Consider the following 15,073-nt stretch of genomic DNA (forward strand, 5'->3'; position numbering starts at 1 on the left):
CTATACAATTCCCCTTTCTAACTTGGTTAAATTAGGTCTAAGATGAGTGAGAAGTTGCAGGCGATCGACAACAATGTGATTGTTCTCATTAATGTACGCACATTCTGCCGCCTCTGCTCCGTCTTCTTTCTCTTCCGGAGCCCGCATTGTCACATCACTAATTCGAAGTTGCATAGGGTTCATACTAGATGCAGCAATAACAGCTTCTGAATCTCCATCATACCCCGCGTGTGCAATTCCTCTTAATGATCCCAAGACAAAAATATTCCCCCCAGCGATAACCGTTCCGCCTGGATTAACATCTCCAATTAATAATAAATTGCCTTTTACATGTAACACTTGTCCAGAGCGAACAATTTTGGAAATAGGGACAATTTCTGTTTCTTCTTTCCAAGCTATTGCTTCTGCTTTTGTTATAACATCACTTTCGATTGATTCCACAACAAGGTTCTTCTTATTGCGAATTAACGTACGAATCTCTTCTTGTTGTACTTCTGTTAAATAGCGATTTCCTACTTTAACACGCACTTCAATTAAAGAACGTCCGTCACCCTCATAGTAATGTGTAGAAAGCTTTTCATCCAATTCTTTTAGTAGCTCAGAGAATGAACAGCAATCATCTAAATGAAGTGTTATTCCATCTTTTGTCCCTTTTATCGTTACATTTTGTTGCTTTTTTTCTTCCACTAAAGTTCACCCCACCGATTCAATTCGACATAAAATTAGAAAATCCTTTTTTCCTTTTCTTCTATCGCTTTTGAAAGACGCACTAAATATCGTCTCAGTGGGAAACAAACTATTAACAAGAAAATTCCATTTAGCAATAAAGTAGCAAGGAGACGATCTGTGAAAAAGACAGATGCTGACATGTGAGTACGTCCTAACAAAGTTAAAAACCCATACACATAATACTCTAATGCTGCAATGCCAGCCAGTACGATAGAAGCGACAATAAATAAATTCAATTGTAATACCTTCATCACACTATAAACTAAATAAGCTAAAATCGGATAAGCAAAAATATATATACCGACAAGTTCTGTGTATACGGTATCAAATAAGAAACCAAATAATAGTCCATAGTAAATCCCTTGAATCGGACTATAGTACACTGTAATAAAACATAACACAATTATAAAGAAATGCGGTGCTGCTATACTGTTTTTCCAAAAGACGTCTGTTGGAACAACAGTAGAGAACATATTTTCAAATAAAAAAACAAAAAGGAGCAGAAGAGGAAGAGCTGCTCTTTTTAAAATCGTCATCATCTCTTCTCCCCCTCCTATTCTAACGACGCTGTAGGCATATCACGTTTTGCAACTATAATATGCTCTACATCATTCAAATCAGCGGATGGTTTTACATAAGCTGTTTTTGTTAAACCGTATGGATCTGGCTGAACATCAACAATTTTCCCAATCGCAAGACCTTTTGGGAAGATATCACCAAGTCCAGATGTTACAACTAGTTGATCTTTTTCTACTTTTGCATCAGAGCTAATCTTTGTGAAAAGAAGTAGTTGTTTTTCTTTATCGTAACCTTCAATCAATCCAAAGATATTTTCTTGTCCTTGTACAATAGCAGAAACACGGTTTGTTCGGCTCATAGAACTTAACAACTCTACTGACGATGTAAACTGAGATGCACTTTTTACGCGTCCAACTAAACCTTTCGGAGTTACAACAGCCATATCTTTTTTAATCCCTTGCTGTGCTCCTTTATCAATTGCAACTAAATCGTACCATTTATCGGGATTACGAGAAACCACACTAGCTTGTACTTCCGTATAATCACCACGGGACTTTTCTTTACCAGTTAATTCTCGTAGTTTTTTATTCTCATCCTCTAAATTTTTCACTACTACAGATAAATCTGCGGTAGTATCTAATTTTGCTTTCAGCTTTTTATTCTCTTCATACGTGCGCTTTACATCTTCTACGTTTTCGAAGAATCCGGCAACATAATTCGCTGGCTTTTGGAATACACGTTCTACAACACCGACAGTATCTTTTATAAACTGCTCTGGCCATGATAAACTGTTCCGTTCTTTCAATGAGATTCCAATCAATGCCACGAGAAGAATAATACTAACTAACAAAACAATTAATCTTTTGTTTAAGAAAAACTGTGGCACGTTCACACCCTCTTAATTTCATTGATTTTTATTTTGCAATATTATCGAGCAGCAGTTTTGAAAAGGTCGATATTGTCTAATGCTTTACCCGTTCCAATTGCTACGCAATCTAATGGATCCTCTGCAACAAGAACTGGCATATTTGTTTCTTCACTAATAACTTTATCTAAGTTACGTAGTAATGCCCCCCCACCTGTTAATACGATACCACGGTCCATAATATCCGCTGCTAATTCAGGTGGAGTTTTTTCTAACGTATTTTTAACTGATTCTACAATTGCATCTACTGTATCTTTTAATGCATCTGCAATTTCTTCTGGTTGAATTAGTACTGTTTTTGGTAAACCACTTACTAAATCACGACCGCGAATTTCCATAGGCTCGATACCCTCTGGCTCGCCTGCAGAACCGATTTCTAATTTTAGTGCTTCAGCTGTTCTTTCACCGATCATTAAGTTGTAGCTTTTCTTAATGTACTGAATGATTGAATCGTCCATATCATCACCAGCAACACGAACTGATTGACTTGTTACAATACCACCTAAAGAAATAATTGCAACTTCTGTTGTACCACCACCGATATCAACAACCATACTACCAGTCGGCTCCCAAACAGGTAAGTTTGCACCAATTGCTGCTGCAAATGGCTCTTCGATTGGATAAGCATCACGAGCACCAGCTTGACGAGTCGCATCGATTACCGCACGTCTTTCTACAGCTGTAATACCAGATGGTACACATACCATTACGTATGGTTTACGTGAGAAGAATCCATTTGATTTTTGAGCTTGTTGAATGTAGTATTTCATCATTATTGCTGTTGTTTCATAATCAGCAATTACACCATCTTTCATAGGGCGAAGTGCCACTACGTTTCCTGGTGTACGACCAATCATTTGTTTTGCATCGCTACCTACCGCAACGATTTGTTTCGTATCAGTTTGTAATGCTACTACTGAAGGTTCACGTAAAACTACACCTTTTCCTTTCACATATACAAGCGTGTTCGCTGTTCCTAAGTCAATTCCAAGATCGCGAGTAAATCCACCAAATCCAAACATATCATTTATCTTCCCTTCTTATTTTCACGGACTCATTTTTCTTACTTTATATTTATAAAAACAGTACGTTTTTTTATATCTGTATCCTTCTTGTAGATAATTTTCTACAAAAAACTCATAAATCACATTATAAAACAAAATAGGTAAAAAGAATAGTCTTAAATATGACCTTTTTCCTTTAAACTCACGAATTTATGGTCACCTATTATGATATGATCAAGCACTTCAATTCCAATAATTCGACCACATTCTACTAGTCGTTTTGTAACTTCAATATCTTCACGGCTCGGTGCCGGATCTCCTGAGGGATGGTTATGAAGACATATAATAGAGGCTGCTGCCCGACGGAACGCTTCTTTAAAAACTTCCCTTGGGTGCACAATCGACGTATTTAAACTTCCAATAAAAATAGTTTGCCTATGTATAACTTGATTTTTCGTATTCAAATATAAACAAACAAAATGCTCCTGTTGCAAAAAACGCATCTCTTCCATCATATAACTCGCACAATCTTCTGGACTTCGAATACTATATCTATTTTGATATTCTAAACGTACCATTCTTCTACCTAATTCAAAAGCAGCCATAAGCTGCGACGCCTTTGCAATCCCAACACCATGAATGCTCATCATCTCTTCTAACGTTGCATCCTTTAACATTCGTAAGCCGTCAAAATGATGTAGAATATTATCTGATAACGTTAACACCGTTTCTTCTTTAGAACCCGTTCTGAGTAAAACTGCAAGAAGTTCTCGATTCGATAAACTTCCTGCTCCTTCTAACAATAAACGCTCCCGTGGCTGTTCTTCTCTCACAACATCACGAATACCGTTCATCTCTCCACCCCTTTTTTTACGATTTCTCCTAAAGAAAACCCCATGCAATTTTACGCATGGGTTACATCGCTATCAAACTGTTTTAATTCACGGACAAGACGCGCAATTGGCAAGCCAACTACACTGTAGTAGTCCCCTTGAATATGTTGAACAAAAATAGACCCTTTACCTTGAATTCCATAGCTTCCTGCTTTATCAAGCGGTTCCTTCGATGCAACGTATACGTCTATTTCCTCTTCTGTTAATTCCCAAAATGTTACTTCTGTACGTTCATAAAAAGTTACCGTTTTTTCTTTCAATATAATTGCAACACCTGTGTATACTTCGTGTGTTTTCCCCGATAATAATCGTAACATTTCTTTCGCCTCAGCCTCATTAGACGGCTTTCCAAGAATACGTGAATCATATGTAACAATTGTATCTGCACCTAATACAACGTGATCACTATGATTTTCTGCCACAGCAGATGCTTTTTGCAAAGCAAGCGACATAACAATATCAGAAGGTGATAAATATGCACCAATCGTCTCTTCTACTTCACTAACAACGATTTCAAATGGCACATCAGCTAATTCAAGCAGTTCCTTCCTCCTAGGTGATCCTGAAGCTAAAATAATTTTCCTCATATTTTCTCCCTCCCTTCTCGCATGAAGCAGAATAATTCAAATCAATCGTATCAAAGGAATAGTTTCCCCACAAATTCTAGAAATATCATTTTCTCTAAACAAAATAATAGTTCTTTTTAAATACGATTATATTCTGTCCATACAGAAAGCACTTTGCTCTAAATTCAAAAGAAAAGAAAGAAGTATATGTACTTCTTTCTCCTTCATCTTATTATCTTATTATTTTACTTTTTGTGAAACCATTTTTTCGTACGAAAGTAATCCATCAATAATAACTTGATTTAATTTAGCTACAGATTCCTTATCACCCTTCCCTTCCTTAATCGTTTGCACCGCTATTGACGTATACGTATAAAGCTTCTTCGCATCTTCACGCTTCATACTCTTCGCTTCCTTTTCAATAGCTTTCCACTCTTTTTCAATCGCCTCTATATCTTTTGGATTACTTTTTCCACTAGTTTGTACGCTGGACACATATTTTGTTAAATGAGTATATAATGGCTGCACTTTCGCTAAAAACATTCCTACTTCTTTATCATTTTTGAGCAATGCTGTATCTGTAATATCCCAATTTTTTTTCAAAACTGACACACCATCTTGCTTATACTGATCTATTAATTGATTAACACCCTGTTCATCGCTCGTAATACCAACAACTAACGCATACTTATCACCACTCGGTTTCAAAGTAGCCACGCCCCCATTGCCTTTCCACTCTTCAAGAGCGGCCTGTCCCTTTTCTTCGGAAGAATAAATCCCTCCTTGAACAAAAAATAATTTCATCGGGTCTAATGACGTTCCTACCTGCGCTTTTTGTTTTTCCTCTTTTGGTGCCGGTGTTTGTTCTGCCGTTCCACCCACCTTTGATTCTTCATTCCCCATCTGCTTCGAAGCTGTTACTTCGCTTCCCCCTGTCGTTCCTTGTCCTTTAAGTAAATGCAGCATTCCCATTCCAAACGCCGTACCAATAACAATTGCAGTTGCAACGATTGCAATTATTGTATTACTCCACTTCTTTCGTTTTTTTTCCTTAGACACTAATTTCGCTTTTTGAAACGGAACAACGTTTTTTAGTCTTTCACTTTCTACTACCATCCAGTCAAACTCATCTTTCTTCTTTTCCTCATACTTCGCTTCTGTTCCATTTACTTTCACTGAGATCGTTCGTGATTGCTTGTCCATACACTCACACCTCACCTCTTATCGTTGTCCGCATCATATCATATTCACTTCGCAAAAAAACGAGATATTTGTCAGAGAAATTCGCCAAATAACCCTATATATTTATCTTATATGTATGCATTTGACTTCATTTGTAGAACAAAAAACTAGATAGCAAAGACTATCTAGTTTTTCTCGCGAATATATTTTCGAACTTCAGAAATGAAATAAAGAGAACCTGTTATGATAAAGACATCATTTTCTCCAATCATACCAACTTTTGTATCAATTGCCTCTTTCCAATCTTCAAAAACTAATTTTGACTCTTGTTGTGAATACGATGCAAGCTTGTCAGCAGAAATGGCACGATCAAAGGCAAACGTCGTAAATATTATTTCATCAGCAACTTTTTCTAATTGCCCTACCATGTTATGTAACTGTTTGTCACCAAGAGCAGTAAATAAAACTATTACATTCTTCTTTTTATAATGTGCCTCTACTGTTTTTACAAGACTTTCAATACCTTCTGGATTATGAGCACCCTCTATTATAATATCTGGATTACTTTGTAACTTTTCAAATCGACCAATCCAGTATGCTTCTTGTAAGCCAGCTTTTATTTCCTCTTCATCAATTAAAAATGATAAATATGTTTTTAAATACATGACTGCCATAAGCGCTAGCGCTGCATTGCCTACTTGATGAATACCTTTCATTGAAATCCGAACATTTTCAAATGAGGCGAATGGACAAGCAAAATCAAAATGTTCCCCATCTTCATTAGAATGTTTATGTAATGTTGTAAACTGTTTTCCAAATTCATATAAGCTTGCATGATTTTCCTTAGCAACCTTTTGAATTACTTGTAATGCTTCTTCATTTTTCACACCAGTAATAACTGGAACACCAGACTTAATAATTCCTGCCTTTTCATATGCAATTTCTCCTAGTGTATTGCCTAAAATATGCATATGATCGTGACCGATATTCGTAATAATCGTGAGAACCGGATGAATAACATTTGTAGAATCAAATCTTCCCCCAAGCCCCGTTTCAAATAAAACAACATCACAGAAATTAACTTTACCGAAATAACAAATTGCCATTACTGTAATGATTTCAAATTCAGTCGCTTCTCCTAATTCCGTCTCATCTAATTTTTCAACGACTGGCTTTACCATATTTACAAGTTCCGCAATCTCTTCATCTGCAATCGGTATTCCGTTTATACTAATACGTTCATTGAATGTTTCTATGTAAGGCGATGTAAACGTTCCTACTTTATATTTCGCGCCTTCTAACATGTAGCGCATATATGTTAAAGTTGAACCTTTTCCATTTGTGCCGGCAAGATGCACACATTTTATATGACGCTCTGGATTTCCGAGTTCTTCTAACATCCATTGCATTCTTTCTAGTCCTGGTTTTATCCCAAATTTCAATCGGCTATGAATCCAGCTTATCGCTTCTTCGTATGTATGTATCACGTGTGCTATTCCCCTTTCAAAAGACAAACTTCATAATTCTATTATACGCAAAGAAAAGAGACTCACCAATATAGTGAGTCTCTGAAAAACATTTTATTTTTCAAGATCAGCTAGACGTTGACGAACCGCTTCGCGTTTTTCTAGATAATCTTGCTCTTTCGCACGCTCTCCGTCAATAACTTCTGCAGGAGCTTTTGCTACGAATCCTTGGTTTGAAAGTTTCTTCTGTACACGTTCTACTTCTTTATCGAACTTCTCAAGTTCTTTTTCAAGACGCGCTTTCTCTTCATCAAGATTGATAAGATCAGCTAACGGTAAGAATAACTCTGCACCTGATACGATTGCAGTCATCGCTTTTTCTGGCGCTTGTAAATCAATCTTAATTGTTAGTTCACTTGGGTTACAGAAACGCTCAATGTAAGAACTGTTTTTCGTAAGCTGAGCTAGTACTACCTCGTCTTTTGCTTTAATTTGCATTTGAACTTTTTTGCTCATTGGTGTATTTACTTCCGCACGGATATTACGAACAGAGCGAATGATATCAACTAGAAGGTGCATTTCTGCTGCCGCTTCTTTATCTTGTAAATCTTCGCGAACTGTTGGCCATGCTGCTACTGTAATAGACTCGCCTTCATGCGGTAAATGCTGCCAAATTTTCTCTGTTACAAATGGCATGAATGGATGTAATAGACGCATTGTTTGGTCTAATACGTAAGCTAAAATAGAACGAGTTGTTTTCTTAGCTGCTTCATCTTCACCGTATAGTGGAAGTTTCGCCATTTCAATGTACCAGTCACAGAAATCATCCCAAATGAAGTTGTATAATGAACGACCAGCTTCACCGAACTCATATTTATCCATGTTACGTGTTACACTTTCGATTGTTTCGTTTAAGCGAGTTAAAATCCACTTATCTGCAACTGATTTTTCACCAGTTAAATCGATTTCTTCATACTTCATGTCATCCATGTTCATTAATACGAAACGTGATGCGTTCCAAATTTTATTAATGAAGTTCCAAGTAGATTCTACTTTTTCCATGCTGAAACGTAAATCTTGACCTGGTGCACTTCCTGTTGATAAGAAATAGCGCATTGCATCTGCACCGTACTTCTCGATAACATCCATTGGATCAATACCGTTACCAAGAGATTTACTCATTTTACGTCCTTGCTCATCACGAACTAAACCGTGAATTAATACATCTTTAAATGGACGCTCTCCTGTAAACTCTAAACCTTGGAAAATCATACGAGATACCCAGAAGAAGATAATGTCATAACCAGTTACTAAAGCATCTGTTGAATAGAACTTTTTAAAGTCTGCTGCATCTTCATTCGGCCAGCCAAGTGTTGAGAATGGCCATAGCGCTGAACTAAACCATGTATCAAGCACGTCATTATCTTGATTCCAGTTTTCAATATCCGCTGGCGCTTCTGTGCCTACGTATACTTCACCAGTTTCTCTATGATACCAAGCTGGAATACGGTGGCCCCACCATAATTGACGAGAAATACACCAGTCATGAATGTTTTCCATCCAGCGTAAGTATGTGTTTTCGAAACGCTCTGGTACGAACGTTACTTTTTCTTCTTCTTTTTGTTGAAGTTCTACCGCTTTTTCTGCAAGTGGAGCCATTTTTACGAACCATTGTGTTGATAAGTAAGGCTCAACAACTGCACCGCTACGCTCACTATGACCTACTGAGTGCATATGAGGCTCAATTTCTACTAATACGCCAGCTTCTTGTAAGTCTTTCACTAACTCTTTACGGCATTCGAAACGATCCATACCGTTGTACTTACCAGCTTTTTCGTTCATCGTTCCATCTTCGTTCATTACTAAAATACGTGGTAAGTCATGACGGTTACCTACTTCAAAGTCATTCGGGTCATGAGCTGGTGTAATTTTTACAACGCCTGTTCCGAAGTCTTTTTCTACGTATTCATCAGCAATAATCGGAATCTCACGGCCTACGATTGGAAGTGTTACTGTTTTTCCGATTAAATGTTTGTAACGATCATCTTCTGGATGAACTGCTACCGCTGTATCACCAAGCATTGTTTCTGGACGAGTAGTTGCAAGGCGAATGTGACCAGAACCGTCTGTTAACGGATAGTTCATATGGTAGAATGCACCTTGAACTTCTTTATGAATTACTTCAATATCAGAAAGAGCTGTGCGTGTTGCTGGATCCCAGTTGATGATATACTCACCACGGTAAATTAAGCCTTTTTCATATAATTGAACGAATACTTTATTAACAGCGTTAGATAAACCTTCGTCTAATGTGAAGCGCTCACGAGAATAGTCTAGTCCTAAACCAACTTTCCCCCATTGTTGACGAATGTGAGAAGCGTATTCTTCTTTCCATTCCCAAGCTTTTTCAAGGAATTTCTCACGTCCAAGATCGTAACGTGAAATACCTTCTTCACGAAGTTTCCCTTCTACTTTCGCTTGCGTTGCGATACCAGCATGGTCCATTCCTGGAAGCCATAATACATCATAACCTTGCATACGCTTTGTACGAGTTAAAATATCTTGAAGAGTTGTATCCCAAGCATGACCTAAGTGTAACTTACCAGTTACGTTCGGAGGTGGGATTACAATTGTATATGGTTGTTTCTTCTCGTCTCCTGTTGCTTCGAAATATTTGCCTTCAAGCCACCACTTGTAAAGGCCTTCTTCAACGGACATATGATCATATTTAGTTGGTAAATTCTTTTCCGTGTTTGACATTATTTTCCCTCCTTAAAATAAAAAATGCCCCTCATCCAAAAAAGGACGAGGGACATCGCGGTACCACCTTTATTTACAAACAAATTCAGAATTTGCTTATACTCTTAATTTGATAACGGACAAATCCGTCTTTTCCTAATGAGAACCATTCCGTTCAGAAAAGATGCTCCAGGGCTACCTTCTAACATAACTATCTAGAGAACCTCCCAGCCAATGATTCTCCTCTCTGAAGACGTTTCATGTTATACTCTTCCCCTTCGTTGCATTTATGTGATTGTTAATTATTATATACAATAGTGTAAAAAACGAAACCTTATTCGTCAAGATAAATTTGAAACTATGACCTTTATCTCTTTATGGAACTAATAAAAAAAGATAAGCAGGGTTCTCCCTACTTATCTTCTTTATCCGTTCCCTTGCTGGGCAGCTTGTAACTGCGAAAGGAAATATTCTGTATTGCTAATGAGCCAATGCGATTGCTGCAGGCTTTTCACCCCGCGAAGCTCATTTTCTTCATTACGACTCTTTCTTCTTTTCGTATACGACTGAATTTGCCGAATAAAATGCGACGGGTACGTCATATACGCAAACATAAGAATCTGCTCCTCTTTCGTAAATGGAAAATTTTTTTGATACATTTGATACCATTCAAAGCGGTCACTCCGCGCAATTGGATATGTGTTTAAAGACCTTGAATAAAAGCTGACGATATCCTGTACCGGTGTAGCAAACTGAGACTTTTCTAAACTAATAAAATAACCGTTTCGTTCATAATCAAATAAAAAGTGATTAAGCGATACATTTCCATGAACGAAAGTAGTACGTGTCGTTTCCTTTTCTTTCATTGCATCATGCCATTCACTTAATTGTTTCGTTGCGAACTCACGTGCTCTCATAACATGGTGATAATACGTACAATATTGTAATTCAAATGGCGACATATACCACTTCGCTTCAGATTCTACAAGAAACTCTTCTAATATCTCACCATCATTTTCCCAACGTTCGGATATATTTGTATAATGTTTTTCTAAATCTTCTTCTGTATAAGTTTCCTCTTTCACCGTTTTTTGATGCAACGTCCCGAGCGTTTGAAACATCTTATGGTATTGATCATTATCTTCGCCATTTCCTTCCGCACGTTCTAACCAAGGCATTAAATAATAGCTATACGTCCCATCACTTAAAACATAATTCCCGTCCGTCGCATGATAGATAGGTACATAATTCGAAAAACCTTTCTCCTTCAAATATTGAATATGGTGCAAAAAATTATTCCGCTCTAATTTTCTATCTTGTATTTTCTTTAACGCATACGGACCTTGATTCGTATAAATTTTCATTACACTTCCGTGCTCTTCCATATGTTGAGTGTCCAATCTATATTGCCTCACAATGGGTTCATAGCGATTTCGTAATTCAATATCCATACGAATAACCCTTTCTTATTCAAAACATAGCTTCTAGGAAAAGAAAAGAGGTGAGTGAAAAAACTCACTCACTTATTTCGCTGTTGCTTTTGAAACAGGAATATATATAATTTGCCCTGTAGTTAAATATATATCTTCTGATTGATTTACACGATATAAGCTTTGTACAGTCGTTTCATAACGTTCTGCAACCGCTTCAATTGTATCTCCTTCTTGTACGAAGTACATTCTTAACTTCGTAAATTCTTCTTCTGGTTCTTTCGTAAATAATTTCGTTAAATAAAGTGCATTTTCATCTCGCTGTGAATATGCTTCTTCCTCTGGCTCTTCCTGCTTTTTCGCTTTTTCTTTCTTGAAATTTTTCCGCCCGAACAATTCAAATTGTGGCGTCGTTTCTTGCTCCTCTTCACGCTCCACAAGTTCATGTTCTTCTAATTCCTCTTCTTCTATTTCTTGCTCTTTTCTTTCTTCTAACTGAAACGGTTCAAATGCATAATCTTCCCATCCATCTGATTCTTTATAGGCTGGTACCTCTTCGTGCGGCGCAGGTCTACTTTCATCTTCTTCAGCTGAATCAGCTTCCAACTCGGCATACGCCGTCTCTTCCTCTTCATCCTCGGTTCTTTCTTCGTCACATAAACCTGTAATAGATATATCCGCTAATAGTTGTAAGCAACCATTTTCCTTTAATTCATAATCAAATTCCTCGATTGATACATATAATTCTTCAATTACTTTCACTCGATTTCTTGGAATTGATATTTCGAGCGGAAAGGAATGGACAAGCTCATTAACCCCATCTGCCCTTGTTTCTACATAATCAATTGCCTTTGCTGGTGATAGCTCTCTTAATGAATAAGCTGAATCATCTTGCCTTGCAACGTACTCTCCCGTTAAATCTAATTGCCCTCTCACGATAACTTCATGATCGAGCTCCTCTATCTCAACGTCTGGATCTAACGAAATTGACAAAAGTTCTTCGACTTCCTGTCCCTTCTGGAACCAAACAGATTCTTTTAATGAAAATCGTAATGAATGATCTGTTGCCACTTCTTTTCCCCCTCCCAAACTATAGGTCATTACAGATTTATGTTCCCTAAGGCTACTTTATGAATAAAAAAAATCGCTCCCCTAATGGAAAGCGATTTTCTCTAAGAAATTATGCTTTTAATTTTGACATTGCAATTTCGGCCGCCGCAATTGTCGCCTCAATATCTGCATCACTATGTGCTGTCGATAAGAATAAACCTTCAAATTGAGAAGGTGGTAAAAATACACCTTGTTCTACCATTTCACGATAGTAAGCTGCAAAGAATTCTAAGTTTGAAGATTTTGCTGTATCATAATTAATAACTTGCTCATCTGTAAAGAAAATACCAATCATAGAACCTGCACGATTAATGTGATGCGGGATATTATGCTTTTCAGCTGCCTTACGTAGTCCAGCCTCTAACATTTCTGCTTTACGCTCAAATTCCACATATGATTCTGGTGTTAACTGCACTAACGTTTCATAGCCTGCTGTCATTGCAAGTGGATTACCCGATAATGTTCCGGCTTGGTAAATCGGTCCGCTTGGTGCAACTTGACGCATAATCTCTGCCTTACCACCGTATGCTCCTACCGGCAAGCCACCACCGATTACTTTACCTAAACAAGTTAAGTCAGGAGTTACGCCGTAGTAACCTTGTCCACAATTATAAGCAACACGGAATCCAGTCATTACTTCATCAAAAATAAGTAGTGCACCATTTTGCTCTGTCACTTCACGAAGTCCTTCTAAAAATCCTGGTTGTGGAGGAACAACACCCATATTCCCTGCCACTGGTTCTACAATTATACAAGCGATGTCATCACCGAATTGTTCGAAAGCATATTTTACACTTTCTAAATCGTTGTACGCTACTGTAATCGTATTTTTCGCTACACCTTCTGGTACACCAGGGCTATCTGGTAAACCTAGCGTTGCTACACCCGAACCTGCTTTAATCAATAAAGAATCACCATGACCGTGATAACAACCAATGAATTTCAAAATTTTGTTACGCCCTGTATAACCTCGAGCTAAACGTAGTGCACTCATTGTCGCTTCTGTTCCAGAGTTAACCATACGTACAATTTCAATTGATGGCACGCGCTCAATAACAAGCTGCGCTAATTTATTTTCAATTTCTGTTGGTGCACCAAAGCTTGTTCCTTTTTCAGCAACAGCTTTTAAAGCCTCAACAACACGGTCGTTCGCATGACCATGAATTAAAGGTCCCCACGATAATACGTAATCGATGTATTCATTCCCATCGATATCATATACTTTAGAGCCTTTTCCGCGCTCCATAAACAGCGGATTCATACCAACAGACTTAAAGGCACGAACAGGGCTATTTACGCCACCAGGCATTAAATTTTGTGCCTCTTCAAACGCCGCAATCGACTTATCGAACTTTTTCATTATTTAGCGCCTCCTTCTTGTAACCATCTTGCTGCATCTTTTGCATGATACGTAATAATCAAGTCTGCTCCTGCGCGTTTCATGCTAATTAATTTCTCAAGTACAACTTCTTTTTCATTAATCCAACCATTTTGCGCTGCTGCTTTAATCATCGAATATTCACCACTTACGTTATAAGCAACGACTGGTAAGTTAAAGCTATTTTTCACATCACGAACGATATCTAAATAAGAAAGAGCTGGCTTTACAATTAAGAAGTCTGCCCCTTCCATTACATCTGATTCTGCTTCACGGAATGCTTCCATACGATTCGCTGGGTCCATTTGATATGTTTTACGGTCACCGAACTGCGGTGCACCATGTGCTGCATCACGAAACGGTCCGTAAAATGCTGATGAATATTTCACAGCGTACGACATAACTGGTACATGCGCGAAACCATTTTCATCTAATGCATGGCGAATTGCTGTTACGAATCCGTCCATCATATTTGATGGTGCAATAATGTCTGCGCCTGCTTTCGCTTGACTTACAGCTGTTTTTGCAAGAGCTGCAAGAGACTCATCATTTAAAATAACGCCATCTTCTATAACACCGCAATGACCATGGCTTGTGAATTGACATAAACATGTATCTGCAACTACTACTAGCTCTGGGAACTCATCTTTAATTTGCTTAATTGCACGCTGTACAATTCCATGCTCACAATATGCCGATGATCCAACTTCGTCCTTTTCAGCAGGTAAACCAAATACAATAACAGAACGAATACCTAAATCAACGACCTCTTGCATTTCAGCTTGCAATAAGTCTAACGACATTTGATATACGCCTGGCATAGAAGGAACTTCATTACGAGTATTTTCTCCTTCTAATACAAAAATAGGGTAAATAAAATCTTCTGTATGTAAAAATGTTTCACGCACAAGTGCACGCATGCCCCCGCTTTGTCTTAGACGACGATGACGATTAAATTGTAAAGAATTCATAGATTTCTATCCCCATTCTTTTATTTTATCCCGCTATTTGCGGGCGGTAAGACCCCCACCTCAAAATTCGGCTGGAGCAAAGAAGTTAGGCGGGAGTCGGGCTGCCCGTAAACGCCCGATTGGTGAGGGCTAATAATCAGTGGGGGATGAACAAAACCCCC

13 protein-coding genes and 1 other annotated feature are annotated in these 15,073 nt (G+C 37.9%); all 13 genes read right to left on the reverse strand.

The window, feature by feature from the left end; all coding sequences use genetic code 11:
• Positions 1-687 (reverse strand): septum site-determining protein MinC, encoded by a 687-nt coding sequence (gene minC / locus MHB76_RS21060; RefSeq protein WP_002160361.1) that lies wholly within the window; start codon positions 685-687, stop codon positions 1-3.
• A gap of 35 nt (positions 688-722) precedes the next feature.
• Positions 723-1,268 (reverse strand): rod shape-determining protein MreD, encoded by a 546-nt coding sequence (gene mreD / locus MHB76_RS21065; protein ID WP_002160360.1) that lies wholly within the window; start codon positions 1,266-1,268, stop codon positions 723-725.
• 14 nt (positions 1,269-1,282) lie between these two features.
• On the reverse strand, positions 1,283-2,134 hold the full coding sequence (gene mreC / locus MHB76_RS21070) for a rod shape-determining protein MreC (RefSeq protein ID WP_002160359.1): 852 nt from the start codon (positions 2,132-2,134) through the stop codon (positions 1,283-1,285).
• 41 nt (positions 2,135-2,175) lie between these two features.
• The gene (mreB, locus tag MHB76_RS21075) at positions 2,176-3,195 is read right to left on the reverse strand and encodes a cell shape-determining protein MreB (protein WP_002015369.1); all 1,020 of its coding nucleotides are present in this window, start codon (positions 3,193-3,195) and stop codon (positions 2,176-2,178) included.
• A 158-nt stretch (positions 3,196-3,353) separates the two neighbouring features.
• Positions 3,354-4,031: a DNA repair protein RadC gene (gene radC / locus MHB76_RS21080; protein ID WP_002015368.1), complete on the reverse strand. Its 678-nt coding sequence runs from the start codon at positions 4,029-4,031 to the stop codon at positions 3,354-3,356.
• A gap of 50 nt (positions 4,032-4,081) precedes the next feature.
• Positions 4,082-4,657: a Maf family protein gene (locus MHB76_RS21085; RefSeq protein ID WP_002112047.1), complete on the reverse strand. Its 576-nt coding sequence runs from the start codon at positions 4,655-4,657 to the stop codon at positions 4,082-4,084.
• Positions 4,658-4,876: 219 nt separating this feature from the next.
• The gene (locus tag MHB76_RS21090; protein ID WP_078172759.1) at positions 4,877-5,839 is read right to left on the reverse strand and encodes a stage II sporulation protein B; all 963 of its coding nucleotides are present in this window, start codon (positions 5,837-5,839) and stop codon (positions 4,877-4,879) included.
• Positions 5,840-6,003: 164 nt separating this feature from the next.
• Complete coding sequence (locus MHB76_RS21095) at positions 6,004-7,305, reverse strand: bifunctional folylpolyglutamate synthase/dihydrofolate synthase (RefSeq protein WP_340987577.1); 1,302 nt, start codon at positions 7,303-7,305, stop codon at positions 6,004-6,006.
• A 93-nt stretch (positions 7,306-7,398) separates the two neighbouring features.
• On the reverse strand, positions 7,399-10,044 hold the full coding sequence (locus MHB76_RS21100; RefSeq protein ID WP_078172758.1) for a valine--tRNA ligase: 2,646 nt from the start codon (positions 10,042-10,044) through the stop codon (positions 7,399-7,401).
• A 38-nt stretch (positions 10,045-10,082) separates the two neighbouring features.
• Positions 10,083-10,314, reverse strand: a binding site (T-box leader).
• A 134-nt stretch (positions 10,315-10,448) separates the two neighbouring features.
• On the reverse strand, positions 10,449-11,474 hold the full coding sequence (gene ysxE, locus MHB76_RS21105) for a spore coat protein YsxE (RefSeq protein ID WP_002112053.1): 1,026 nt from the start codon (positions 11,472-11,474) through the stop codon (positions 10,449-10,451).
• Between the two features lie 72 nt (positions 11,475-11,546).
• The gene (spoVID, locus tag MHB76_RS21110) at positions 11,547-12,554 is read right to left on the reverse strand and encodes a stage VI sporulation protein D (RefSeq protein WP_176107930.1); all 1,008 of its coding nucleotides are present in this window, start codon (positions 12,552-12,554) and stop codon (positions 11,547-11,549) included.
• Positions 12,555-12,633: 79 nt separating this feature from the next.
• Entirely contained in the window at positions 12,634-13,923 is a 1,290-nt protein-coding gene (hemL, locus tag MHB76_RS21115; RefSeq protein ID WP_002112056.1) for a glutamate-1-semialdehyde 2,1-aminomutase, read from the reverse strand.
• Complete coding sequence (gene hemB, locus MHB76_RS21120) at positions 13,923-14,912, reverse strand: porphobilinogen synthase (protein WP_078172756.1); 990 nt, start codon at positions 14,910-14,912, stop codon at positions 13,923-13,925. Before hemB ends, hemL begins: the two co-directional genes overlap by 1 nt.
• Positions 14,913-15,073: the final 161 nt, after the last annotated feature.

Source organism: Bacillus sp. FSL M7-1345, from assembly GCF_038006985.1.
Taxonomy (GTDB): domain Bacteria; phylum Bacillota; class Bacilli; order Bacillales; family Bacillaceae_G; genus Bacillus_A; species Bacillus_A cereus_U.